This is a genomic window from Arthrobacter sp. Y3221087 (assembly GCF_059089905.1).
Genome location: NZ_JBNHFE010000002.1, coordinates 187,808 through 212,061, shown reverse-complemented (window position 1 = coordinate 212,061; position 24,254 = coordinate 187,808). Strand labels below are relative to the sequence as shown.

Annotated in this window: 17 protein-coding genes; 10 read left to right on the top strand and 7 right to left on the bottom strand. The window is 67.7% G+C overall.

Annotated features, from left to right (window positions below; all coding sequences use genetic code 11):
* The first annotated feature begins 56 nt into the window (after positions 1–56).
* Positions 57–1,808, top strand: coding sequence for a phospho-sugar mutase (locus AC5RUO_RS10680; RefSeq protein ID WP_494103485.1), 1,752 nt, complete (start codon positions 57–59; stop codon positions 1,806–1,808).
* Between the two features lie 65 nt (positions 1,809–1,873).
* On the opposite strand, the gene nirD is transcribed toward AC5RUO_RS10680, so the two are convergent.
* Positions 1,874–2,257 carry a nitrite reductase small subunit NirD gene (gene nirD, locus AC5RUO_RS10675; RefSeq protein ID WP_494010571.1) on the bottom strand — a complete coding sequence of 128 codons (384 nt, stop codon included), beginning with the start codon at positions 2,255–2,257 and terminating at the stop codon, positions 1,874–1,876.
* Positions 2,258–2,526: 269 nt separating this feature from the next.
* Here nirD and nirB point away from each other — a divergent pair, with 269 nt between their 5' ends.
* The 6 genes from nirB (at position 2,527) to AC5RUO_RS10645 (ending at position 9,555) form a co-directional block, all read left to right on the top strand.
* Positions 2,527–5,154: a nitrite reductase large subunit NirB gene (gene nirB / locus AC5RUO_RS10670; RefSeq protein WP_494010572.1), complete on the top strand. Its 2,628-nt coding sequence runs from the start codon at positions 2,527–2,529 to the stop codon at positions 5,152–5,154.
* Between the two features lie 2 nt (positions 5,155–5,156).
* Positions 5,157–6,191: a uroporphyrinogen-III C-methyltransferase gene (gene cobA / locus AC5RUO_RS10665; protein WP_494103484.1), complete on the top strand. Its 1,035-nt coding sequence runs from the start codon at positions 5,157–5,159 to the stop codon at positions 6,189–6,191.
* A gap of 14 nt (positions 6,192–6,205) precedes the next feature.
* Positions 6,206–7,354: a uroporphyrinogen-III synthase gene (locus AC5RUO_RS10660; RefSeq protein WP_494010574.1), complete on the top strand. Its 1,149-nt coding sequence runs from the start codon at positions 6,206–6,208 to the stop codon at positions 7,352–7,354.
* Positions 7,355–7,564: 210 nt separating this feature from the next.
* On the top strand, positions 7,565–8,425 hold the full coding sequence (locus AC5RUO_RS10655; protein WP_494103483.1) for an FAD-dependent oxidoreductase: 861 nt from the start codon (positions 7,565–7,567) through the stop codon (positions 8,423–8,425).
* A gap of 97 nt (positions 8,426–8,522) precedes the next feature.
* Entirely contained in the window at positions 8,523–9,239 is a 717-nt protein-coding gene (deoC, locus tag AC5RUO_RS10650; protein ID WP_494103482.1) for a deoxyribose-phosphate aldolase, read from the top strand.
* Positions 9,240–9,294: 55 nt separating this feature from the next.
* Entirely contained in the window at positions 9,295–9,555 is a 261-nt protein-coding gene (locus AC5RUO_RS10645) for a hypothetical protein (RefSeq protein ID WP_494010577.1), read from the top strand.
* Between the two features lie 58 nt (positions 9,556–9,613).
* Here AC5RUO_RS10645 and AC5RUO_RS10640 read toward each other — a convergent pair whose 3' ends face one another.
* Both AC5RUO_RS10640 and mfd read right to left on the bottom strand, forming a co-directional pair.
* Positions 9,614–10,426 carry a metal-dependent hydrolase gene (locus AC5RUO_RS10640; protein WP_494010700.1) on the bottom strand — a complete coding sequence of 271 codons (813 nt, stop codon included), beginning with the start codon at positions 10,424–10,426 and terminating at the stop codon, positions 9,614–9,616.
* 6 nt (positions 10,427–10,432) lie between these two features.
* Complete coding sequence (mfd, locus tag AC5RUO_RS10635; RefSeq protein ID WP_494103481.1) at positions 10,433–14,122, bottom strand: transcription-repair coupling factor; 3,690 nt, start codon at positions 14,120–14,122, stop codon at positions 10,433–10,435.
* A gap of 225 nt (positions 14,123–14,347) precedes the next feature.
* Between mfd and AC5RUO_RS10630 the strand changes: the two genes are divergently transcribed.
* Genes AC5RUO_RS10630 through AC5RUO_RS10620 form a run of 3 tightly spaced genes read left to right on the top strand, consistent with a single transcriptional unit; the run spans position 14,348 to position 16,621 of the window.
* Positions 14,348–15,853: an SDR family oxidoreductase gene (locus AC5RUO_RS10630; protein WP_494103480.1), complete on the top strand. Its 1,506-nt coding sequence runs from the start codon at positions 14,348–14,350 to the stop codon at positions 15,851–15,853.
* A 44-nt stretch (positions 15,854–15,897) separates the two neighbouring features.
* The gene (locus AC5RUO_RS10625; RefSeq protein ID WP_494010580.1) at positions 15,898–16,395 is read left to right on the top strand and encodes a DUF2505 domain-containing protein; all 498 of its coding nucleotides are present in this window, start codon (positions 15,898–15,900) and stop codon (positions 16,393–16,395) included.
* A gap of 4 nt (positions 16,396–16,399) precedes the next feature.
* Positions 16,400–16,621: an SCO4848 family membrane protein gene (locus AC5RUO_RS10620; protein ID WP_494010581.1), complete on the top strand. Its 222-nt coding sequence runs from the start codon at positions 16,400–16,402 to the stop codon at positions 16,619–16,621.
* 61 nt (positions 16,622–16,682) lie between these two features.
* On the opposite strand, the gene sufU is transcribed toward AC5RUO_RS10620, so the two are convergent.
* The 4 genes from sufU to AC5RUO_RS10600 form a co-directional block, all read right to left on the bottom strand.
* Entirely contained in the window at positions 16,683–17,132 is a 450-nt protein-coding gene (gene sufU / locus AC5RUO_RS10615; RefSeq protein ID WP_494103479.1) for a Fe-S cluster assembly sulfur transfer protein SufU, read from the bottom strand.
* Between the two features lie 22 nt (positions 17,133–17,154).
* Positions 17,155–18,480, bottom strand: a complete 1,326-nt coding sequence (locus AC5RUO_RS10610; RefSeq protein ID WP_494010583.1) for a SufS family cysteine desulfurase — start codon at positions 18,478–18,480, stop codon at positions 17,155–17,157.
* Between the two features lie 395 nt (positions 18,481–18,875).
* Entirely contained in the window at positions 18,876–21,413 is a 2,538-nt protein-coding gene (locus tag AC5RUO_RS10605; RefSeq protein WP_494103478.1) for a LuxR C-terminal-related transcriptional regulator, read from the bottom strand.
* Between the two features lie 106 nt (positions 21,414–21,519).
* Positions 21,520–24,252, bottom strand: a complete 2,733-nt coding sequence (locus AC5RUO_RS10600) for a LuxR C-terminal-related transcriptional regulator (RefSeq protein ID WP_494103477.1) — start codon at positions 24,250–24,252, stop codon at positions 21,520–21,522.
* Between the last annotated feature and the right edge of the window lie 2 nt (positions 24,253–24,254).

Here is a 24,254-nt window from a genome sequence, read left to right as displayed (position 1 = left end):
CCCAACGGGCTCCGCGTTGCGCGAAGTAGGCGGACAATGACGATAGCGTTATGCCCATGACGTCTTCCGATGCCGATTTCCGCCTGCTCGACGAAGCCCGCACCTGGGCCTCCCAAGACCCGGATCCCGCAACGTCGGCGTCCCTCCTTGAACTGGTCAGGCTGGTGGAAGAGGGTGATCCTGCCGCCCGGCAGGAACTCGAAGACAGCTTCCGCGGCACCCTCCAGTTCGGCACGGCCGGCCTGCGGGCCGCGCTCGGCCCCGGGCCCAACCGCATGAACCGCGTGGTGGTCCGGCGTGCCGCGGCGGGCCTGGCAGCGTTCCTGGCGGACGCGGTGAGCCGGGCCTCCCGGGGAACCCGGCCGCGCGCCGTCGTAGGGTACGACGCCCGCTACAACTCGGACATTTTCGCGGCGGAAACCGCGGCCATCTTCACTGCTGCCGGTATCGAAACCTTCCTGATGCCCTCGGCCCTGCCAACCCCCGTGCTGGCCTACGCCGTGCGGGCGTTGGGTTGCGACGGCGGCGTGATGGTCACCGCCAGCCACAACCCGCCGCAGGACAACGGCTACAAGGTGTACTTGGGCCGCCACGCCGTACCTGACAGCGGAAATGGCGCCCAGATCGTCACCCCCTATGACATAGAGATCTCGGCCCGGATCAGCGCGGTGGGGCCGCTGGAGTCGATCATGCTGGCACCGGAGGGCTGGACCGTCCTGGACGGCTCCATCGCCGCGGACTACCAGCGCGCCACGGCGTCCCTCGCCCTGCAGGACCACTTTCCCTCCCGGGACCTGCGCGTCGTCCTCACTCCCCTGCACGGCGTGGGCGGCCGAACAGCACGGGCCGTGCTTCAGGCCGCGGGCTTCAGCGATGTCACCCTGGTGGCCGAACAGGCAGAGCCGGACCCCGGCTTTCCCACCGTCAGTTTCCCCAACCCGGAGGAACCCGGGGCACTGGACCTCGCCCTGGAAACTGCAGCGCGGCTGGATGCCGACATCGTGATCGCCAACGACCCCGATGCGGACCGGGCCGCGGTGGCCGCAAAGGACCCGGACACGGGGGCCTGGCGGATGCTGCGGGGAGACGAAGTGGGGGCACTGCTGGGTGCCCACGTGGTGGCCCGGTTGGCTGCCACTGACCCCGGCGGTGAGGCCCAGGGCGTGAGCGGGGTTTTTGCCAATTCCATCGTGTCCTCGCGGCTGCTGGCCAGGATCGCCACGGCCGCCGGCTACGCCCACGAGGAAACGCTCACCGGATTCAAATGGATTTCCCGGGTACCCGGGCTGGTTTACGGTTACGAGGAAGCCCTCGGCTACTGCGTGGCACCGGACGTCGTGAAGGACAAGGACGGCATCTCCGCCGCGGTCCTCATCGCCGAGCTCGCGGCGACAGCCAAGGCCGAGGGGAAAACCATCTTCGATACCCTCGATGAGCTGTACCTGAAGCACGGCTTGCACGCCAGCGACCAGCTGAGCATCAGGGTCGCCGACCTGGGGCTCCTTGACGCGATGATGAACCGGCTCCGGGTGTCACCGCCGGAATCCTTCGGATCGTCCACGGTGGAAGTCTTCACGGACCTTGCCCAGGGCACGGACCAGCTGCCGCCCACCGACGGCCTGCTGTACGTGACCCGGGACCTGACGCGCGTGATCATCCGGCCCAGCGGCACTGAGCCCAAGCTCAAGTGCTACCTGGAAGTGATCCACCAGGCTGCCTCCGCCGCGGAACTGCCCGCCGCCCGGCAGGCAGCCCGGGCATCGCTGGATGCAGTGCTCCGCGACGTCAGCGAGGCGCTGGGACTTTAAGCCGTGAAAGGGGCGCCTGCCTGCGCGCCCCTTTTCCTGGGTGGTGCGGGATGATGTGCTGTTGTCTACAGCTCCACTTCGACGAAACCGTCGACGATCCGGCTGCTGAAGGCGGCAAGCTTTAGGCCGGGAGCGCTGAAGCACTCCCCGGTTTCGAGGTCGTAGACCTCTTTGTGCAGGGGCGAGGCGATGGTGGGCCGGGCCCCCCTGGAGCCAAGGATTCCGCGCGCCATGACATGCGCGCCGGTGGCCGGATCCTCGTGGGCCACCGCAAAGACTTCACCGGGCCCGGTGCGGAAGAGGGCGATCTGGCGCCCGGCAACCAGGGCCGCTTCACCCCAGGAGGGTTCCAGGTCGTTCAGGTGGCAGACCCGGTGCCACCCGGCGGCGGCCGCTCCGGCCTCGGCGGTTGCGGTGTCGAGCGCCCCAAGTTCCAGTGTTGCCGTCATGTCCGGCTCCTTTCCCTGTGCTTGTTGTCCGTGGGTTGTGGCTGCCTGTGCGGCCGGGTTCCACGCTAGGCGCGGGGTGTTTCGTGGGGATGCAGCAAATGTGTCCGGCGCGTAAAAGACACCTAACCCGGCCCGAAATGCGTTCGTGATGCAGAAGTTAAGTTCGCGAAACAAAGGGGAAACTGAGGCGAAACTGCCTCTCCCTAGTCTGGATGGACACTCGTCAGAGAAGGCCGGAGCACCGCTGCGGCCCATGCGAAAGGCCCACAGTGACCGAACAGACTTCAAACACCGAGACAACGCGCCGCATTGTCGTCGCCGGCGGCGGCCCCGCGGCCCACCGTTTTGCGGACGCAATGCATGCCCGTGGCCTCGATGGCTGGCATGTCACGGTCCTCACCGAGGAAGCCCACCTCCCCTACGACCGCGTCGCGCTGTCCAAGGCCCTCACCGATACCGGCGTGGACCTGACCCTGGGATCCGCTTCCATGTGGGACCACCCTTCGCTGGAGCTGAAGACCGGCGAGCGCGTTGTGAAGATCAACGCCGGCGCGAAGACCGTGGAGACGTCCACCGGCAACACCTACCCCTATGACGAACTGGTGGTGGCCACCGGCTCGAACGCCGCCCGCCTGCCCATCCCCGGCAACGAGCTCACCCACGTCTACCGCACGCTTGAAGACGTCTGGACCATCAACCAGAAAATTGCCGAACTCACTGAGAAGCTCGGCCGGAAGGTCAATGCAGTCACCATCGGTGGCGGCCTGCTCGGCCTCGAATCGGCCGCCGGCACGGAACAGCTGGGCGCAAACCCCATCGTCATTGACGGCTCGCAGTGGCTGATGGCCACCCAGCTGGACGAGGGCGCAGGGCAGGCAATGGGCCGGCTCATCAAGGCCAAGGGCTTCGAAGTCCACGGCGGCGTCTTCCCGTCCGAGGTGCTCTCCGACGACGGCCAGGTCACCGGCGTCCTCATGGCGGACGGCCGCATCATCGAAGCGGACATGGTCATTGTGGCCATCGGCGTCCGGCCCCGCGACGAACTCTTCCGCGCCGCCGAGGGCGAGGAACAGGTCTTCAGCCTTGGTCCCCGCGGCGGCGTGGTGATCAACGACTACTGCGAAACCGAAGTACCCGGCATCTGGGCCATCGGCGAGGTGGCCAACTACGGCGGCATGTGCCTGGGTCTGGTGGCTCCCGCGAACACCATGGCCGAGATCGTGGCCGACCGCCTCCACGGCGGCGACGCCACGTTCCCCGGATTCGACACCGCCACCAAGCTGAAACTCTCCGGTGTGGACGTGGCCAGCTTCGGTGACGCCTTTGCCAAGACTGAGCACGCCCTCGAGATTGTCTACGCCGACCCCGCCCGCGGCGTCTACCAGAAGATCGTCACCACCGACGATGCCAAGACCCTGCTGGGCGGCATCTTCGTCGGCGACGCCTCACCGTACATGAGCCTCCGCCCGCTCCTCGGCCGCGAACTTCCCGCCGAGCCCGGAGCGTTCCTCAGTGCCGCCGGCGGCGGCGACGCCCCCGAAACAGAGCTGCCGGACGACGCCACCCTGTGTTCCTGCAACAACGTCACCGCGGGAAGCATCCGCGACGCCATCAACGGCTGCGGCGCCTGCGAGGGCAACGCACCCGTCCAGGAACTCGGCGAGCTCAAGGGCTGCACCCGTGCCGGCACCCAGTGCGGCTCCTGCGTTCCGATGCTCAAGAAGCTGCTGGAAACCGAACTCACCAAGTCCGGCGTCGAGGTCTCCAAGGCCCTTTGCGAGCACATCGAACTGTCCCGCCAGGAACTCTTCGACGCCATCCGCGTCCTGGAACTGACCTCCTTCGAAGAGATCATGGCCAAGTACGGCAAGGGCGCAGGCTGCGACATCTGCAAGCCCACCATCGCCAACATCCTGGCCAGCCAGAACAGCGCCTATGTGCTGGACGCCGGCCGAGGGACCCTCCAGGACACCAACGACCGCGCCCTGGCGAACATGCAGAAGGACGGCACCTACTCGGTGGTCCCGCGCATCGCCGGCGGTGAGATCACGCCCAAAAAGCTCGGCGTCATCGCCGCCGTGGCCGAGAAGTACAACCTGTACACCAAGATCACCGGCGGCCAGCGGATCGACATGTTCGGCGCCCGGCTGGAACAGCTCCCCGAGATCTGGAAAGAACTGGTGGACGCCGGCTTCGAATCCGGCCAGGCCTACGGCAAGAGCCTGCGCACGGTGAAGTCCTGCGTCGGTTCCACCTGGTGCCGGTTCGGCGTCCAGGATTCGGTGGCCATGGCCATCAAACTGGAGCTCCGCTACCGCGGCCTGCGGAGCCCGCACAAGCTCAAGATGGGTGTCTCCGGCTGCGCCCGCGAGTGTGCCGAAGCCCGCGGCAAGGACGTGGGCGTGATCGCCACGGCAGACGGCTGGAACCTGTACGTGGGCGGCAACGGCGGTGCAACCCCTGCGCACGCGCAACTGCTCGCCAAGGACCTCGACGACGAAACGCTGATCAAGTACATTGACCGCTACTTCATGTATTACATCCGCACTGCGGACCGCCTGCAGCGCACGGCCCGCTGGCAGGAAGAGCTCGACGGCGGCATCAAGCACGTTGAGGACGTGGTGGTCAAGGACACCCTGGGCATCGCCGAGGACCTTGAAGCGGCCATGGCCAAGCACGTGGACACCTACATCGACGAGTGGGCCGACACCCTCAAGGACCCCGAGCGCCTGCGCCGGTTCCGTTCCTTCGTCAACGCCCCGGACCAGAAGGACGACTCCATCACCTTCGTCCCGGACGAGCGCGGCCAGATGCGCCCCGCCACGCCGGAAGAGAAGGGCAAGGTCCTGATCGGGGCCTCCATCCCGGTTCGTGCCGGCAACGAGAACGAGGCATAGCCATGCAGCTCAGCATCGACCTCACCGGACGCGACGTCCTGGTCACGGGCTCCGACACTGCCGCGCGGCAGGCGGTGCGCCGCTACGAAGCCGCGGGCGCCGTCGTCTACCGCCTGAGCACCCCGCAGGGCGCGGGCCATGACGGCCCGCTGCCCGAGCGGCCGTTCCTGGTGGCGGCAGTCGACGACGGCCAGCCCGGCTGGGACGCTCTCCTGGACCGCTGCCGGCAAACCGGGATTCCGGTGGCCGCCGAACCCGCTGCCGGTGCCGCCGGCCACGTCACCCTGGTGGGCGGCGGACCCGGCACCACCGAACTCCTGACCGTCGCCGCGGTCAAGGCACTGCGGGACGCGGACGTGGTGTTCTACGACCGCCTGGCCCCGTACCAGGAGCTGCCGTCCCTCACCTCCGCCGAACTGGTGGATGTGGGCAAGAAGCCGGGCCACCACAAGGTCAGCCAGGCGGACATCGAAAAGCTCATGGTGGAAAGCGCCCTCGCCGGCAACAACGTGGTCCGCCTCAAGGGCGGCGACCCGTACGTCTTCGGCCGCGGCGGCGAGGAAGTTGCCGCCTGCGTGGCCGCCGGCGTCAAGGTCCATGTGGTGTCCGGCGTCACCAGCGCCATCTCCGTCCCGGCAGCTGCCGGCATCCCGGTCACGCACCGCGAAGTCAGCCACATGTTCACCGTGGTTTCCGGCCACGCGCCGCTCACCGAAAAGGAGCACCAGCACCTGGCCGGCCTCGGCGGCACCATCGTGGTGCTGATGGGTATTGGCACCCTCCACCAGCTGGCCGCCGGACTCCGCCGGGCAGGCATGCGCCCCGACATGCCGATGGCCGTCGTCGAGCGCGGGTACCGCCCGGGCCAGCGGACCACCATCGCGGACCTGGGCACCATTGCCTCCGCCGCTGCCGGGTGCAGCAACCCGGCCGTGCTGGTCATCGGCGAGGTGGTTCGGGTGGCGGAAGCCAACCGCGGGCATGCTGAGGCCGCCGCCGACCTGGACAGGCTGGCGGCCTCGCTGCTGGGCTCGTGAAAGGATTGACCTCCATGAATGCACTCGCACCGGCCGAAACACCGCAGGTCGAAGAAACACCCGATGCCGCAGAAGCCCCGCTGGAGGGTTTCCGGATCGGCGTCACGTCGGACCGCAGGTCCCAGGATCTGATCGATGCCCTGGAACGCCGCGGCGCTGAAGTGCTGCACGCCCCTGCCCTGAAAATCGCCCCCGTCCAGGAGGACATGCGCCTCATCGAAGACACCCGCGCCATCATCGCGGCCAGGCCGGACCTGTGCATCGCCACCACCGCCTACGGGATGCGGCGCTGGTGCGAGGCCGCGGATTCCTTCGGCATCGGCGAGGAACTCCTGGAGACCCTGGGCGCGTGCCGGATGTTCGTGCGGGGACCGAAGGCGCGCGGCGCCGTGCGCGCGGCCGGACTCGCCGACGTCGGAATCAGCAGCGACGAGACCACCGCCACCCTGGTGGACATGCTGCTGACCGAAGGTGTGCGGGGCAAGACCGTGGCCGTGCAGCTGCACGGCTACACGGATGTCCGCCAGCTGGAGCGCCTGCGCATGTCCGGCGCCACCGTCCTGACCGTCACGCCCTACCGCTGGGTGAAGCCCGACGGCGAAGACAAGCTTCCGCGCCTCATCGAGGCCGCCTGCAGCGGGAACCTGGACGTCCTTACCTTCACCAGCGCCCCCGCCGTCGATGCCATGTGGAGCACGGCGCACGAGATGGGCGTCTACAAGCAGCTGATCGACAGCCTGAAGACCAACGTCACCACCGCGGTGGTGGGTCCCGTGACCGCCCAGCCGTTGATTGATGCCGGGGTGGCGCCCCTGGTCCCGGAACGCTTCCGCATGGGGGCGCTAATCCGGCTGGTCTGCGAGCACCTGGCGCTGAACCACGTCCGCCGCCTGGAAACAAGGTCCGGCAACATCGAACTGCGGGGGCGGAGCCTGCGCATCGACGGCCAGCCGGTGGAACTGGCGCCTGCCCCGCTGCTGCTGCTGCGGGCGCTGCTCGGCGCCGGTGGTGCAGTCCTCTCCCGCGAGTCGCTCTCCGAACTGCTGGAACTGCGGGGATCGGTCCACGCCCTGGACATGACCGTGAGCCGGCTGCGGTCCTCGCTGCCGGACGGACGCCTGGTGGAAACCGTGGTCAAGCGGGGCTACCGGATCCGCGTCTAGCACCCCGCTGCTCCCGTTTGAGGGGCCCGTGTGTCGGACGCCGGCCGAATGAGAGCCGCGTCACCGGTTCTGTTACCGGCCGGTAAAAACTGTCGAACGGGCCCCCTCACAACGGCAACCGAGGGGAAACACAACGGTAAAAGCGTCCCCCTACGCTGGGTTCCATCACGAACTTCCGGCCGTCCAGGCCGCCAGCGAAAGGGCCAGCACATGTCCGCTCCGGCACCCACCCCGTCCACCTCCGCAGCCACCCGCATCGTCATCGCCGGAGCCGGCCCGGCCGCACAGGCCCTGGTCAGGCAGCTGGACCGGGCAAGCTTCGCCGGCACCATCACGGTCCTCAGCGGCCGGGACGACACGCCGGAGGAACTGCTGGAGCTTGCACTGCTCCCCCAGGTGTCGGTGCGGTTCGGCCAGCCCGCCAGCCACATCGACGCCGTGAACCGGACCGTGGCCACGGCCGACGGCCTGGAATTCTCCTACGACAACCTGGTGATTGCTACCGGATCATCCCCCGTCGCCAACCCCGTGGAGGGGGCGGCGCAGTGCCTGAGCTACTCCACCATCGACGACGCCGCACGCATTGCCGAGGCCGTGGGACAGGTGACCCGGGAGCTGGGCAGGCGGCCGCTGGGGATCCTGGTGGGCAACGGGGCGGCTGCAGGCCAGGCTGAGGCCGTCCTGCGTGCCCGCGGCGTGCGGCCCATCCGCACCACCGCCCGCCCGGCCGCCGTCGTCCCCGGGCAGTCCGTGTCCGGGCTGGCGGCCTCCGCGGTGGTCTTCGAGGACGGCAGCAGCATGAGCGGCGACCTGGTGGTCCTGGCTGAAGAGCGGGTGGCACGGGACAGCCTCGCTGCCAGCGCGGGACTGCGGACCGCGGCGAGCGGAGGAATTGTCATCAGCCAGGACTTCCGGACGTCCGTCCCCGGCATCTGGGCCATCGGGGACGCCGCAGCGTACGACGGCGTCCGGCTGGGCCTGCTCGTGGCGGCAGCTTCCGCCGCGGGAGCCTGCGCCACGCAGCTTCTGGCCGCGGCCTCAACCGGGCCGGACCTGCAGGCAGCCGCCTGACCGGCCGCATCTTGCTGTTGCCCCGGCTGTGACAAGATGGTGCCGAACCGAGTTCCAGGACGTGCCGGGGCCCATAAGGCCCCCGGAAAGGACCATCATGAGCAACGAAGCCACCCCTTCCGTTCAGCCAGCCCCCGCTGATGCCGGGAGCATTGCCTCCTACATCGACCACACGCTGTTGAAGCCCGAAGCCTCCGAGGCCGACGTCCTGAAAGTGTGCGCCGAGGCTGCCGAATACGGCTTCAAGTCCGTGTGCGTGAACCCCATCTGGGTCAAGACCGTCAAGAATGCCCTGAAAGGCTCCGGCGTCCTCACCTGCTCGGTGGTCGGCTTCCCGCTGGGGGCCACACCCACCGACGTCAAGGCCTTCGAAGCCCGCGGCGCCGTGCTTGACGGCGCCGACGAGGTGGACATGGTTATCAACATTGCCGCCGCCCGTGCCGGCGACAAGGGTGCACTCATCGAGGACATCAGCGCTGTGGCGGAGGCGGTGCATGCCAGCGGCGCCATCCTGAAGGTGATCATTGAGACCGCCCTTCTCACGGACGACCAGAAGGTCCTCGCCTGCCAGGCGGCCGTGGAAGCCGGCGCGGACTTCGTCAAGACTTCCACAGGGTTCAACGGTGGAGGTGCCACGGCCGAGGATATCGCCCTCATGCGCAGGACCGTGGGCCCGGACCTGGGCGTCAAGGCCTCCGGCGGCGTGCGCTCCCTGGCCGATGCTCAGGCTATGATTGCTGCTGGTGCAACACGTATTGGTGCCAGCTCCGGTATTGCCATCGTCAAGGGTGAACAGGGTTCAGCCGCCTACTGACGGCAGGCCGGACGCCGCCACAGATTGAGCCCTGCGGGGCCGAGGAGGAACGAAATTGTCCAGCAAGATTAACGCGTCCGGCCAGGACACATCGGACCAGCGCACTGTCCGGACCCCGCAGAACGAGAACAAGCTCTCCGGCAGCATTGTGCTGTTCGTGATCATCATGGCGCTGTTCTTCGGGGCGATCTACTCGCTGTCCTTCCTCACGCTCGGCAACCCCTGGCCGATGGCCGTCTGCCTGGTGCTGTTCGCCCTGGCGTTCTGGATCCCGCAGACCATTTGGGGCCGCTCGGACTCAGCGGGCGAGCACTAAGAAGCTTTTTGTACGAAAAGGACCCCCGGACGCCCGTCCGGGGGTCCTTTTTCGTGCGCTAGAACCAGAGCCTGGTCCAGGCCACGGCGGCATCGGCCATCCGCGTCCACTGGCTGTGCGCAATGGACCAGCCGGCCACCGTCATGCCCACCATGGCGTACGCGCTCACCGGGATCAGCACCAGCCACTCGCGCTTGGAGCCGGCCCGTCCCAGCAGTGGCAAGGACAGTGCCCCGTTGGGCCGCCACACGTACCGCAGCAGCGGGACCCTGCGCAGCGCCTTCGGGGGCCGGACCACCAGCGGCCACAGGAGCGGGACTCCCCCGGTGGTGATGAGGTCGCCCACGATGTGCACCACCACACCAATGAACATGGACACGGGCAGCCAGGTCCACTGTTCCGGGGCATACACCGTGACCAGTCCGGCCATCGCCAGTGCGAAAGCCCAGTTGGTCAGGAACCCGCTCTTGGGAAAAAGCTTCAGGGCCTTCGCCGCGATGTTGATCAGGCACATGCACAGCAGGCCGGCACCGACGGACAGGAGCCCCCAGGGGGTCTCCAGCTGGAACCGGGACGCCAGCGCGGCCAGCAGGACGAAGACCCCCGCGCCCAGGATGGAATGCGTTCCCTGCCGGTGCCCGCCGCTGGCGTTCTCAATCCCGCGGGCAATCGCGTTGGACAGCGGCGGCAGGGACTGGGCCACCGTGCTGGAGCGGTGGTCCCAGTCGCAGACCAGTGCCGTTCCTGCAGTGGCCAGGCCGCCAATCAGGATGCCGGTTGGATCCAACGGGTACCAGCCCAGCGTGTAGGGGCCCGTGGAGGCAACAGCTACCCACGCCGCGGCTCCCGACGCGGCGTGGTGTCCTCCCATCATCCGTCAGGCCCCTGTCTGAGCGACGGGAACGGACTGGTCGGAGAAGATGTTCCGGATGACGCCGTCGGCCCATCCCAGGATTTCCGCGTCCTGCAGGTCCCGGCCGCCGATGCGCGCGGTCTTTGGTTTGGGGATCAGCACCGCGTCCAGTGCGGGCTTGGACTGCGATCCCGGGTACATCCGGTTCAGGCGCATGACCTTGGACTCCGGCAACTGCGCGGGCGAGAACCTGATGAAGTTGCCCTGCAGCGCCACGTCGGACAACCCTGCCTCGCGGGCAGCCACCCGGAACCGGGCCACGGCCACCAGGTTCTGGGCCGGCAGCGGAAGCTCACCGTAGCGGTCCACCAGTTCGGCGAAGACCTCGTCGATCGCCTCGTTGGTCTGCGCTGCCGCCAGCTTGCGGTAGGCCTCGAGCCGCAGCCGTTCGCCCGGAACGTAGTCGTGCGGAAGGTGGGCGTTGACCGGCAGCTCGATCTTCATCTCGGCAGCCTTTTCCTCGGCCTCACCGCGGAAGTCCGCCACGGCCTCGCCCACCAGCCGGATGTAGAGGTCGAAGCCGACACCCTGGATGTGGCCGGACTGTTCGCCACCCAGCAGGTTGCCGGCACCGCGGATTTCCAGGTCCTTCATGGCCAGCTGCATGCCCGCGCCGAGCTCGTTGTGCGTTGCCACGGCCTTGAGGCGTTCCAGCGCCACCTCCCCCAGCGGCTTCTCGGACGGGTACAGGAAATAGGCGTAGGCACGCTCGCGGCCACGGCCCACGCGCCCGCGGAGCTGGTGGAGCTGGGACAGGCCGTACTTGTCCGCACCGTCCACGATCAGGGTGTTCGCGTTCGAGATATCCAGGCCCGTCTCGATGATGGTGGTACACACCAGGACGTCGAAGCGCCGCTCCCAGAAGTCCACGATGATCTGTTCCAGGCGGCTCTCGGACATCTTGCCGTGCGCCACCTCCACCCGGGCTTCCGGAACCAGCTCGCGGATCTTCGCCGCCGTCCGTTCAATGGTGGACACCCGGTTGTGGACCAGGAACACCTGGCCTTCGCGCATCAGCTCCCTGCGGATCGCGGCGGAGGTCTGCTTGTCCGTGTAGGGGCCCACGTAGGTCAGCACGGGGTGGCGTTCCTCCGGCGGCGTGGCCAGGGTGGAGGTCTCCCGGATGCCGGTGAGCGACATCTCGAGTGTCCGGGGAATCGGGGTGGCGCTCATGGCCAGCACGTCCACATTGGTGCGCATCTTCTTCAGCGCCTCTTTATGCTCGACGCCGAACCGCTGCTCCTCGTCCACAATCACCAGTCCGAGGTCCTTGAACTCGAAGTCCTTGGACAGCAGCCGGTGCGTGCCGATCACCACGTCCACCGAGCCGTTCTTGACGCCTTCCGCCGTCTCCTTCGCTTCCTTGGAACCCTGGAACCGGGACAGCGGCTTGACGCGCAGCGGGAAGCCGGAGAACCGTTCGGTAAAGGTTTCGTAGTGCTGCTGGGCCAGGAGGGTGGTGGGCACCAGCACGGCCACCTGTTTGCCGTCCTGGACCGCCTTGAAGGCCGCCCGCACCGCGATCTCGGTCTTGCCGTAGCCCACGTCCCCGGACACCAGGCGGTCCATCGGGATCTCCCGCTCCATGTCCGCCTTGACCTCGTTGATGGTGGTCAACTGGTCCGGCGTCTCGACGTACGGGAAGGCTTCCTCCAGTTCCCGCTGCCACGGGGTATCCGGGCCGAAGGCGTGCCCGCGCGAGGCCATCCGTGCCGAGTACAGCCGGATCAGCTCCCCGGCGATCTCCTTGACGGCCTTGCGGGCCTTGGACTTGGTGCTCGCCCAGTCCGCGCCGCCCATCTTGCTCAGGACCGGGGTGTCCCCGCCCACGTAGCGGGTCACCTGGTCCAGCTGGTCAGTGGGCACGAACAGCCGGTCCCCCGGTGCGCCCCGCTTGGACGGCGCGTACTCCAGCACCAGGTACTCGCGTACGCCGTCGGCTCCGCCCGCCACCTTGCGCTGGATCAGCTCGACGAACCGGCCGATACCGTGCTGTTCGTGGACCACATGGTCCCCCGCCACCAGCTGCAGGGGGTCGACGGCGTTGCGCCGTTTGGACGGCATCCGCCGCATGTCCTTGGTGGAGGCTGCGGAGGTCCGGCCCAGCAGGTCGGCTTCCGTGAGCAGTCCCAGCTTCAGGCCGTCCAGGACAAAACCGCGTCCGACGGCGGCGGTGGTCACCTCGATGATCCCCGGCTGGGGCTCGTGGTCCAGGCTGTCCACCCGGGCGCAGGGGATATCGGCGTCGTGGAACAGTTCCGCCAGGCGCTGTGCGGGACCGGGACCTTCAGTGGCCACGACGATCCGCCACTGGTCGCGCACATGCGAACCGATGAAGTCCATCATTTCCGCCACGTCGCCCTGGTAGCCGCGGGGCTCCCGTGCGTGCAGGTTCAGGACGTCGATCTCCGGGAGCAGTTCCGCGTCCTGGGCCAGCGAGGTGATGGACCACCAGGAGACGCCGTGCTCCAGCGAGGACGCGCGGGTCTCGCCCAGCGAGCGGAAGCTCGCCGAGTGCAGCGCCGCCGACGCCTGCGAGCTGAGGTCCAAAGGCGCCGTCCCGCCGTCGGACGCCGTGGACCAAGCCGCCTCCAGGAATTCCTCGTTGGTGGCGGCGAGGTCGTGGGCGCGGGTGCGGACCTTCTCGGGCTCGATGACAACGGCAATGGAGTCGGCAGGAAGCTGGTCCACGAACGGGACCATGGCGTCCACCAGCACCGGCGCCAGGGACTCCATGCCCTCCACGGCGATGCCGCCGGCGATCTTCTCCAGCATGTCGGCGGCGGCCGGGAGCTGGGACTTGAGCGTCGCGGCGCGGGACATCACGGACGGGGTGATGAGGATTTCCCGGCAGGGCGGCGCATGCAGTTCGGTGGGGTGGTGGATTCCGGGGGCTGACAGCGAGCGCTGGTCGGCCACAGCGAACCAGCGCATCTGGTCCACCTCATCGCCAAAGAACTCCACGCGGATGGGGTGGTCCTCGGTGGGCGGGAACACGTCGATGATGCCGCCGCGGACGGCGAACTCGCCCCGGTGCGTCACCATGTCCACCCGGGCGTAGGCGGCATCGGCGAGGCTCCGCACCACGTCCGTGAACGGGATGTCCTGGCCCACCTTCAACATGACCGGCACCAGGTCACCGAGTCCGGCCACCACGGGCTGGACCACGGCCCGGACGGGCGCCACCACCACCCGGAGCCGGCCCGCTGCCGAACTCTCCGGATGGGCCAGCCGGCGCAGGACGGCCAGCCGCCGTCCCACCGTGTCCGAACGCGGCGAGAGGCGCTCGTGCGGCAGCGTTTCCCAGCTGGGGAACTCGGCCACGGCACCCGCGGGCAGGTAGGCGCGAAGTGCCGCCGCCAGGTCCTCCGCCTCCCGGCCGGTGGCGGTGACGGCGAGGACCACGCCCGGCCCGCCGCCGTCGGACTCTTCTGGCCCGGCGGCCCTGAGGCCGTCGGACATCTCGGCGAGCAGCACGGGACGCAGCCCGGCGGGCGCGCTGATCTGGTAATCCTGGCCCCGGACGCTGAATCCCCTGGCGGCTTCCGCCCGGACGCGCGCGAACGTCTGGTCCTCGGCGAGGACGCGCCGCAGGCCATCCAGCGACGGGCCTGCAGTGGATTGGCCGGCGGCGGACGGGCCGGGAAGGCTCATGGCAGAAGCTCCTGTGGTGTTCAAGGGGATCGCAGGCAACGCGAAAACCCGAAATTCGCTGCGAATCCCGGGTAACCTCCAGCCTACCGCGCACCGGCGACATTCCGGGCCCCGGCAGTCCCGCCAGCGGATCCTGCACTTAGGCTGGCAGGGCCCACTCATTTACCGGGGCGGCCGTCCGGACAGGCCGCCGCTCCGAACTGCTGAGGACGAACAGGAGCGAGCATGACCGGAACCAATGCACCCCACATTCCCAAGACAGTCCTGGTGACGGGAGCCACCGGCTACATCGGTGGCCGGCTGGTGCCCCGGCTCCTTGAGGCAGGCCACACCGTCAAGGTGCTGGTCAGGTCACCGGACAAGATTGCCGGGGTGCCGTGGCGGGGCAAGGTGGAGGTGGTGGAAAGCAGCCTGGACGACGGCGACGCGCTGCGGAAGGCGCTGGACGGCGTCGACGTCTTCTACTACCTGGTGCACTCCATGGCTGCCGGGGCGGGTTTCGAAGCCAAGGAGAAGGCGATGGCCGGCATCGCGGCCCAAGCGGCGGCTGATGCGGGGGTGGCCAGGATGGTGTACCTCGGCGGCCTGCATCCGCAGGGCGTGGAATTATCCACCCACATGCGGTCCAGGGAGGCAGTGGGCCAGGTATTCCTGGACGGCCAGGTGGACGCCATTGTCTTCCAGGCGGGCGTGGTGATCGGCTCCGGCTCGGCGTCCTTCGAGATGATCCGGCACCTGTCCGAGACGCTGCCCCTGATGCCGGCGCCCAGCTGGGTCCGGAACCGGATCGAAGCGATCGCCGTGCGGGACGTCCTGTACTACCTGGTGGCCGCGGCATCCGTGGAGGGGCCCATCAACCGGACCTTCGATATCGGCTGCCGCCAGGTGCTCACGTACGCGGCAATGATGAAGGAGTACGCCGCCGAAGCCGGCCTGCCCTACCGGGTGGTGCTGGCCCTGCCGGTCCCGGCCCCTAAGCTCGCCGGGATGTGGGTGGCGCTCACCACGCCCATCCCGCTGTCCATGGCTTTCCCCCTGGTCCAGTCCCTGCAGCACGACGCCATATCCAGCGAGCATGACATCGACAGGTTCATCCCCCAGCCCGACGGCGGGTTGACGCCGTACCGCACCGCCGTCGCGCTGGCTCTGGGCAAGGAACGGGACGGCCAGGTGGAGACCACCTGGGCAAATGCCGGAGTGGCGTCCGATCCCCTGCCGAGCGATCCCGACTGGTCCGGCCACACGGTCTACATCGACGAACGCACCTTCCACGGGGACGTGGACCCGGAACACCTGTGGACGATTATCGAGGGAATCGGCGGCCGGAACGGCTGGTACTCGCTCCCGCTTGCGTGGCAGGTGCGCGGCTGGCTGGACAAGCTGACCGGCGGGGCCGGGCTCCTGCGCGGGCGCCGGCACCCCAAGATGCTGGCCGCCGGGGAGGTGGTGGACTGGTGGCGCGTGGAACGGATCGACCGCGGCAGGCTGCTCCGGCTGCGGGCCGAGATGCGGGTGCCCGGCCGGGCATGGCTGGAACTGTCCATGGAACCCGACGGCACCGGCAGCCTGTACCGGCAGCGGGCCATCTTCTTCCCCAAGGGACTCAGCGGCCGGCTCTACTGGCTGGCGGTCCTGCCGTTCCACAGCCTGATCTTCCCGGCGATGGCCCGGAACATCACCGGGGCGGCACAAAAGCTCATCGATGCGGAGCGGCCGGCCGGGACCCCGTAGGATGTCTTGAGTTAAATCCGTTCCCCAATGTCCCAGGAGGACCCATGGCCCTGAGCGCAACCACTTCCCTTCCGCACTCCGTCGACAGCGTCGCAGCTGTCCTGGTGAACGAGGACTTCCAGCGCCACGTCAGCCAGCTGGTGGGCGGAAACCTGGAATCTTTCACCGTGGACGGTGACGTCGCCGGCGCGTTCAACGCCACCTCGGTGCGCACCCTTCCCACCACCCGCCTGCCCGAATTTGCCCGCAAGTTCGTGGGTGAGCACCTGAAAGTGACCCAGGTGGAAAGCTGGAACGCCCCCGCGGAAGACGGCTCCCGCCAGAGCAACATCACCGTCAAGATCGCCGGCGCACCCGTGGACGTCACCGCCGTCCAGCGCCTGGTGGCCGAGGCCAGCGGAACCCGCGTTGAGCTCGAGGGCGAGGTCAAGTCCTCCGTGCCTTTCCTGGGCGGCAAGATCGCCGACGCTGCCGAGCCCATGGTGGCCAAGGCACTGAACCTGCAGGCACAGCAGGCGCAGGCCTGGCTGGAAAGCCACTAACCCGGTGGAACTGCCCGTTATCGCGGCCCTGGTCCTGATTGTGGCCGGCGTCTGGTCCCTGGTGGTCTGGCCGCAGTTCCTGCGGCGGGTCATGAAGGATCCCCGGGCCCGGGACGGGGCCGGCAAGGCCACCAAGTTCCTCACCGTCCACGTGGTGCTGGTGAGCGTCTCCATGGTGCTCGGTGCCGCAACGGCACTCATCGGCATCATGGCACTGTTCGGCTGACCCTGCATGCCAAAAGGCTCTCCTCCCGGCGGGAGGAGAGCCTTTTCGCGTTTACGGTAGGTCAGGCTGCCTGGTTAAGGGCATCCTCGGCGGCCACCCAGGAGATCATGGCGCATTTCACGCGGGCTGCATAGCGGGCCACACCCTCGAACGCGGCGGCGTCCCTCAACAGTTCCGGATCCGCATGGACCTTCCCACGAGAGCGCAAAACCTCCCGGAAACTGTCGATGACTTGATGCAGTTCCGCCACGGTCATGCCCTCGGCCAGTTCAGTGAGCACCGACGCCGAAGCCATCGAAATTGAGCAGCCCGCGCCGTCCCAGGAAACCTGGGCGATCCGTCCATCCTCCACGGCCAGGCGCAGCGTCACTTCATCCCCGCAGACCGGGTTGAGCTGGTGGGATTGGCCGATGGATGCCCCCGCCGGGGCCTCGGTCGCGGCCAGGCCGCTGCCGTGCCGCGCCTTGGAGTGGTCGAGGATGATCTGCTGGTACAGCTGGTCAAGGCTCATGGGTTTACCTTCTATCCTCGGGCTAGGCGCCGAAGTAGGCCCGCACGCCGGACACGGCATCCAGGAACTGGTCCACGTCGTCCGTGGTGTTGTACAGGTAGGTGCTTGCCCGGGTGGTGGCCGTCAGGCCCAGCCTGCGGTGCAACGGCTGGGCACAGTGGTGGCCAACGCGCACCGCGATTCCGCGGGAATCCAGGAACTGCCCTACATCGTGAGCGTGAACGCCCTCGACGTCGAACGCGGCCAGTCCGATCCGCTCCTTCCCGGCTTCGGGCCCCAGGACCCTGATGCCGGGGAGCGATTCCAGGCCTGCCACCATCCGCGCACCGAGTTCGGCCTCCCAGCGGTGGATCCGGTCCAGCCCGGTTTCTGTGAGGTAGTTGGCGGCGGCGGCCAGGGCCACTGCCTGGGAGATCCGCTGCGTACCGGCCTCAAAACGCTGGGGCGCGGGCAGGTACTCTGCCCGCTCCATGGTCACGGTGGTGATCATCGAGCCGCCGGTGAGGAAGGGCGGCAGGATATCCAGCAGTTCCTGCTTGCCGTAGAGGACGCCGATGCCCGTGGGGGCCAGCATCTTGTGCCCGGAGAAGACGGCGAAGTCCACGTCCAGGTCCTTGACCTTCAGCGGAAGGTGGGGTGCCGACTGGCACGCGTCCAGGACCACCAGTGCGCCGGCTGCCCGGGCAAGTGCCACGAGTTCGCGGACCGGGTTGATGGTCCCCAGGACGTTGGAGGCGTGGGTGAAGGCAAGCACCCTGGTGCGGCTGCCGATGATCTCCGCAGCCTGGTCCATCCTGAGGCTTCCGGCATCATCGATGGGGATGTAGCGGAGCGTGGCGCCGGTACGGAAAGCCAGTTCCTGCCACGGTATGAGGTTTGCGTGGTGCTCCATCTCGGTGACCACGATCTCGTCCCCGGGAACCAGCGCGAGATCCTTCAGTCCGGCATCGCCCCGGCCCTGCGAAGCCCAGAGCCCGGCGTTGGACAGCGCGTAGGAGATGAGGTTGAGGCCCTCGGTGGCGTTGGACGTCCAAATGGTCTCGGAGTAGTCGGCACCAACAAAGTCAGCCACGGTCTGCCGGGCGTCTTCAAAGGCCTCTGTGGCCTCCACAGCGAGATGGTGGGCGCCCCGGTGGACCGCGGCGTTCCGCTGCTCATAGAACTCCTGCTCGGCTTCCATGACGCTCACGGGGTTCTGCGAGGTGGCTCCCGAATCCAGGTAGACCAGGGGGCGTCCGTTGACGAGCTGGTGGAGGACCGGAAAGTCGTTCCGGATGCGCATCACTTCGGCGTTATCCATCACCGGCAGGGCCTGCTCCAGCGTGGCTGGCGTTGCTACTACGGCCAAAACGATCTCCTTGAGATGCCAACGGATGACACTCAATTGTCCCACAGCACGGCTGTGGCGGCCGCCCACGGGGGCAGCCGCCACAGCCGCTCCGGGCTTCGCCCGCGGAGCGGAGGGCCGGCGACGGCTGGGGGGAGAGTCTCGGTCTCAGAAGACTCTGACGCCGCCGGCCCCGTCTCGGCCCGGTCCCTGGGGGCCGGAAGTCGATAGAGGCCTTGATGTCCTGCAGGCAATCTCTGCGGTTTCCCTCCCGCCGCTCCTTTGCCTCCTTAAGTAAATCCTGCAGTAGCCCTCTGCACACGAGTAGGGTGTACTCGTTTTCCGCGGCAAGGAACTACTTGGGCAGCTGACGGCGTCGCGGTACAGGCTGCACGGAGAAAAGCAGGTAGCAATGCCTACTTGGGCAGCGCGGACTCCAGTTCCTCCCTGCTCCGCACACCCAGCTTGACGTAGGTACGGTACAGGTGTCCTTCCACGGTCCGGACCGAAACCATGAGGCGCTGGGCTATCTCACGGTCGGTGAGGCCCTGGACCGCAAGCTCCACGATGTCCTGTTCCCGGCGGGTCAGGTGCACCGCGGGGGCTGCGGCGATAAAGCGTCCTTCGCGGAACCGTTCTCCCAGTTCGTGGTCGCACTTCTCCCGCTGGGCCACCGCCTGCCGGGACCGGCGGCGTTCCCCGGCCTGCTCCAGTACCGTGCTGGCACGGGCGTACGCCTCGCGGGCAAGGTTGACGAAGCCGGACTCCTCCAGCGATGTGGCGGTTGCCATCAGGGCATCGCCGTCGGCAGCTTCCCAGCCGGTGGCCAAGGTCAGCATGGCAGCAGCCCAGCGTCCCTGCACGGCACCTGCAGTGTCCTTCACCATGGGGATTACCGAAGGATCCCCCAAATCCCAGCACACGGCCAGAAGCTCCAGCAGGTGGCCCGTCCGCCCGGCTGCTTCCGCGGCAGTCATCATGGTATGCAGCGAGGCGAGGCCCTTGCCGTCGTGGGCCAGGTATTCGCCGGCCGCGGCGGCATATGCGCCAGCCAGGAGGTCATGCTGCGGCCCACCTGCAACAGCATCCTTGTAGTCCTGTTCCAGGCGCTTGGCCTGGGCCGCATCCCCCAGCCGCGCCGCGACGTAGAAACCAAGGGAAGACCCAAAGCGGAACAGGTGGAGCGGGTCATTGAGCCTCAGTGCCTCCACGGCCGGCAGCAGCAACTGGTACGCACGCTCCATCCGGCCCTGGCGCAGCAGCGAGTAGCCCCTGAGCAGCTGCAGGCTGCCGTCGAAGGTTGCCGCACCGGCGTCGTGGTGGGTGGCGTAGCTGTTCAACTCGCGTTCCGCTGATTCCCATTCGCCCATGGCCAGGTAGGTGACCACCAGGCGGCCCAGCACGAATTCGGGAAAGAAAAACAGGCTGCCGTCCAGGGGCGGCAGTTCGGATGCGGCCAGGAGTGCGGCATCCAGGCCCTCGGCAGGGCGGCCGGCGGCCGTGAGCGCGTGTGCCAGCAGCGCGTCACCAACGGCCGCCACGGGCTGGTGGCCGCCACCCAACGGACGGTCCCTGACGGTTTCCACAGCCACTGCCAGCGCACGGTTATCCACCTCGGACCCTGCCTTCAGCAACCGGAGGAGATCCTCCTGCCAGGTCCCGGTCCCCTCCCCCGGTGAGCCCGTTTGTTCCCGCACGTCCTCCGCGACGGCGGTCAGCTGGTGCCCCGCCGCCTGGTGTGCCGATATCCGCAGCAGCAGGACCGCCGGGCCCTGGGGATGGCCAGTGAGCTGGAGCCAGCATTCGTCGAGCAGGGTGGCCGCATCAGCATAGGACCCCTCGTTGTACAGGGCTCGGGCCTGCACCGCCTGCGCCAGCGGCACGAGGTCCGGGGCATGCACCCTGGCCGCGATGGATCGCGCGCTGGGGTTGCGGTACCGGGACAACGCCTCGATGGCGGATTCGAGCATGTCGGCGTCAGGCACACTAAGTCCGCATTCCAAGGCCCATTCCACAGACCGCAGCCGGCCTTCGCCACGGAGCACGGTGCCGTCCTGGTGGGCTCGGATTTTTTCCTGCAGCTGCAGGCTGCGCGACACGGAGATGGTGTTCCTGATGGCCTCGGCGAAAAGGCTGTTCCACAGGGAAAGTTCAGCCGGGACACCGGACGTTTCCACCACCATCTGCTGGTCCAGCAGGAAACGGACCACCGGTGCCCCGCAGATCTCCTCGATGACCTTCCTGCCAACGGGTCCGGCGAGGGCGATGAGTTTGAGTGCTTCCTGTTCTTCGGGCCGCCGCCGGAGGTGGTCCTTGGCCACCACCGCCGTCAGCCGGGCACCATCAGAGGGCAGGGCGCCCAGCAGGACCCAGATGCCGTTCCGCTTGGACAGGATCCCTGCTTCGGCGGCATCGTGCAGCAGCGCATCCAGGAGGCGGGGATTGCCGCCGGACGCTTTCCAGGCAGCGTCAATGGTGGCCGCAGGAACTGTTCCCGCGAGGAGGTGCTCCAGAACCTCCTCGATCTGTTCCCGGTTCAGGGGCCGCAGGTCCACGCGCTCCGCAAGGCCGTCGTACCACAACTGGTCCAGCGGCTGCGGGAGTCCGGGCCGCGGCCTGGCCGCTGCCACCACTGTCGCCCAGCCGGCCGAAATCAGGTCCGCCAGCACGCCCGCAGAGGCCTCATCCAGATGGTGGGCATCGTCCACCAGCAGCAGGACAGCATTGCCGTTTCCGGCTTTCAGCTTCTCGAAATACGTCCACATGGACCGCAGGACCGCTACGGGCGAAACCGACTCCTCTGCGGTCAGGTCAGTCGTATAGGGGGTCAGCACACCAAATGGCACCGCTGCCAGCGCCGAGCTGCCATGGATCTGCAGGACGTTCAGCTCCCCCCTGAACCGCTCTGCCACCGTCTCTGTGAGCGAGGACTTGCCGATGCCTGGACCGGCCATGACGAAGACGGCCTGGCTGGTGCGGTTCCGGACAATGTTGCAGATCCTGTCCAGCGGCTCGCGGCGGCCGGTAAGTGCCCGCTGCGCCGCGCCGGTCTTATGTCCGTTAGACGAGTCCAGTCAGATCACCCCTGGAGGTTACGCCGAGCTTCGTAAACACCTGGTAGAGGTGCCCCTCAACAGTCCGGACTGACACGCCCATCTCCAGGGCGATGTCGCGGTTCGACGCACCCCGGCCGGCCAGTCGCGCGATCTGGCGCTCCCTGCTGGTGAGCAGCGGGCTGCCGCTGCTGGGCACGATCGGCAGGTTGGTCACTGTGGCGGCCAGGATGTCCAGGCGGGCCTGGGCGGTCCGGGCGGACATCGAGTCGCCGTCCTGCCGTGCGAAGTCCACGGCGAGGGCCATGCACCGGGCCTCGACGGCGTCCAGTTCCAAGGTGGCGGCGAGCTCTCCGCCGGCGAGGAGTACCTTGGCGTCCTTGGTGCGGCTCCCCAGCGCTATCAGCCGCGACACCTCTGCCAGTGGTCCCTGCCGGTGGTCTGCGATCTCCTCCAGAAGCCGGAAGTCCGCGTCGCTCCCGTTAACGGTAGCCGCAAGGAGCTCCACCCCTGCAACCGTGTACCGCCCTGCATCCATGTTCCGGCGGGCCGATTGCTTGAGCTTGCTGACGGCATCGGGGTCGTTCAGCCAGCGCCCCGTCACCAGGGCACAGAAATCGATAAGGCTGTCGGTGGCGAAACCGGATACGCCGGAGACCCGTTGCAGCTTGGCGAGGTACTTCCTGGCCTGGACGACGTTGCCGATTTGCGCATGGGCCAGGGCTGTGGCCGAGTATGCGAACCGGAGCGCAGTCTGCACGGGCTGCAGTTCCAGCTGCGCGGCCGCGGACATCAGGGGATCGAGGGCGGCCGCGCCACGGCCCGAATAGACGTAGGCGATTCCGGCGGCCAGTTCGGCTGCGGCGCTGCCGTACGGCAGCCGGGATGGTTCCTCGGCGTTTTGCGTGCCCAGAAGATCGATGCACCGCCGCCACTGGCCTGCCATCAGCAGCACCAGGTAGGCCTCCCGGTTATACCGCTCGCGCAGGCCCACAACATGGGAGGCATCGCTGATCTGCCCGCCTAGCTGCCGCATCAGGCTCAGGGCATCCATCTCCCGCCCCGTCAATGCCAGGGCCGTCATCAGGATGATGGCGGCATTCATGCGGTATTCGGCGTCGGGATTCGTTGCCTGGTCCCCGGCGGACTCAAGTTCGGGAATCAACGCCGCGTAGTCGCCCACGAACGCCCGGTATTCGAACTCCGTCAGGGCAACGCGGTTTAGCGCCGCCGCGCCCGGTTCAGGCCAGAACGCACCGTTTCCTGCAGGCGCCAGCCGTTCCCGTGCCTCCGCGAGGAGGGTGGGCACCTTTCCTGCCTGGTCCGGAAGCCGCATCATCACCTGGGCCTTGGACGCCACCAGATGGGCGTATTCCTCGACGTCGTCCAGTGCATCGATTTCCGGCCGGGTGATCTCATCCAGCGCTGACAAGGCCTGTACCGGCATATCCAGCTGGAGGTATGCGGCAGCTTTCTGCCGCTGGGCCGGTACCCACTGGGGGTCCGTCCTCTTCAGCATGTCAGCGTACGTGAGGGCAAACTTGGGATCGAACAGCTGGACCGCTGCTTCCGCGGCCGAGAGGGCGAAGGCTGGACTCAGCTCAGCCTCGCACTCGTGCGTCCAGGCCGCGAAGGCCATCAGCTCATCGACCGTCATGCCTGCGGGATCGGGTTCCTCGCCGCCAATCAGGACGCTGCGCAGTTCCCGGCGCCGGGCGATGCTCAGCCAGGTCCGCACGACGTCGCCAATGTACTTTTCGCGCAGCGACACCCAGCGGTGGTCAGAGTCGTCAATCTCGAGGAGGCCGCCGTCTTCCATGTCGGCCACCACGTCGGCACTGTAGATGGAGGTCAGGCGGGACAGTTCCACCCGCCGTGCGCAGGAGAGCATCTCCATGACTTCCCGGGTTTCCGGGGTTTCCCGTGACCAGCGGGACCTTACGATGTCATCGAGGCTGGCGGCACCGTCGAGCACCACCTTGTCGCGCAGGGTCCAGACGGAATCGGACAGGACCAGGTTTCCGGACAGCTGCTGCTCCGTGACCAGGGCCTTGAGCAGGAGCGGGTTGCCGCCCACCATGCGGTGGTAGGTGTTGACCAGAGAGGCAGACACCCGGTGGCCCAGCAGGGACAGCAGGACCTGGCGGGTTTGCAGCTCGTTGAGGTTGCTGAGCCGCACCTCCGTCAGCCGGTGGTCCGTGAGCAGCCAGTGGAAGTCGGCCGGAAGGTCGCTGATGCCGGGTGCCACAGCGATGATTTTGGCGGTACCGGTCAGGAGCACGTTCAACAGCACTCCGGCGCTCATGTCGTCGATGCTGCCGGCGGTGTCGAGCGTGATGATGCAGGGCCTGCCTGCGGCGTCGCTGCGGATCAGCGACGTGATGCCGCGGAGGATGGCTGTGGGCGACCCCATGTAGGCCTGCGGTAGCCGCGCCAGCAGGAAGGACAGGCACCCGTAGGGGGTGGTGGATCCGGCGGGGCCGTTGCGGAGCTGCAATGACCAGACGTCCGGGCCAAGGTCGGCCACTGCCGCGCGGGCGAGGGAGGACTTACCCACACCCCGGCTGCCGGTGATGACAGCTCCCAGGGAGTTTTCGCTGGTCAGGGCCGTGTGGATGGTTTCGAGATTGGCGCTTCGCGCAGGCGCGGACCATTGCTGTTCCGGCGTTACTGGGGCATGGGTGTGCACTACGTCGTGAGGTGTTGACCCACGTCCCCAGCTGAGTGGCTCGATTGACATGA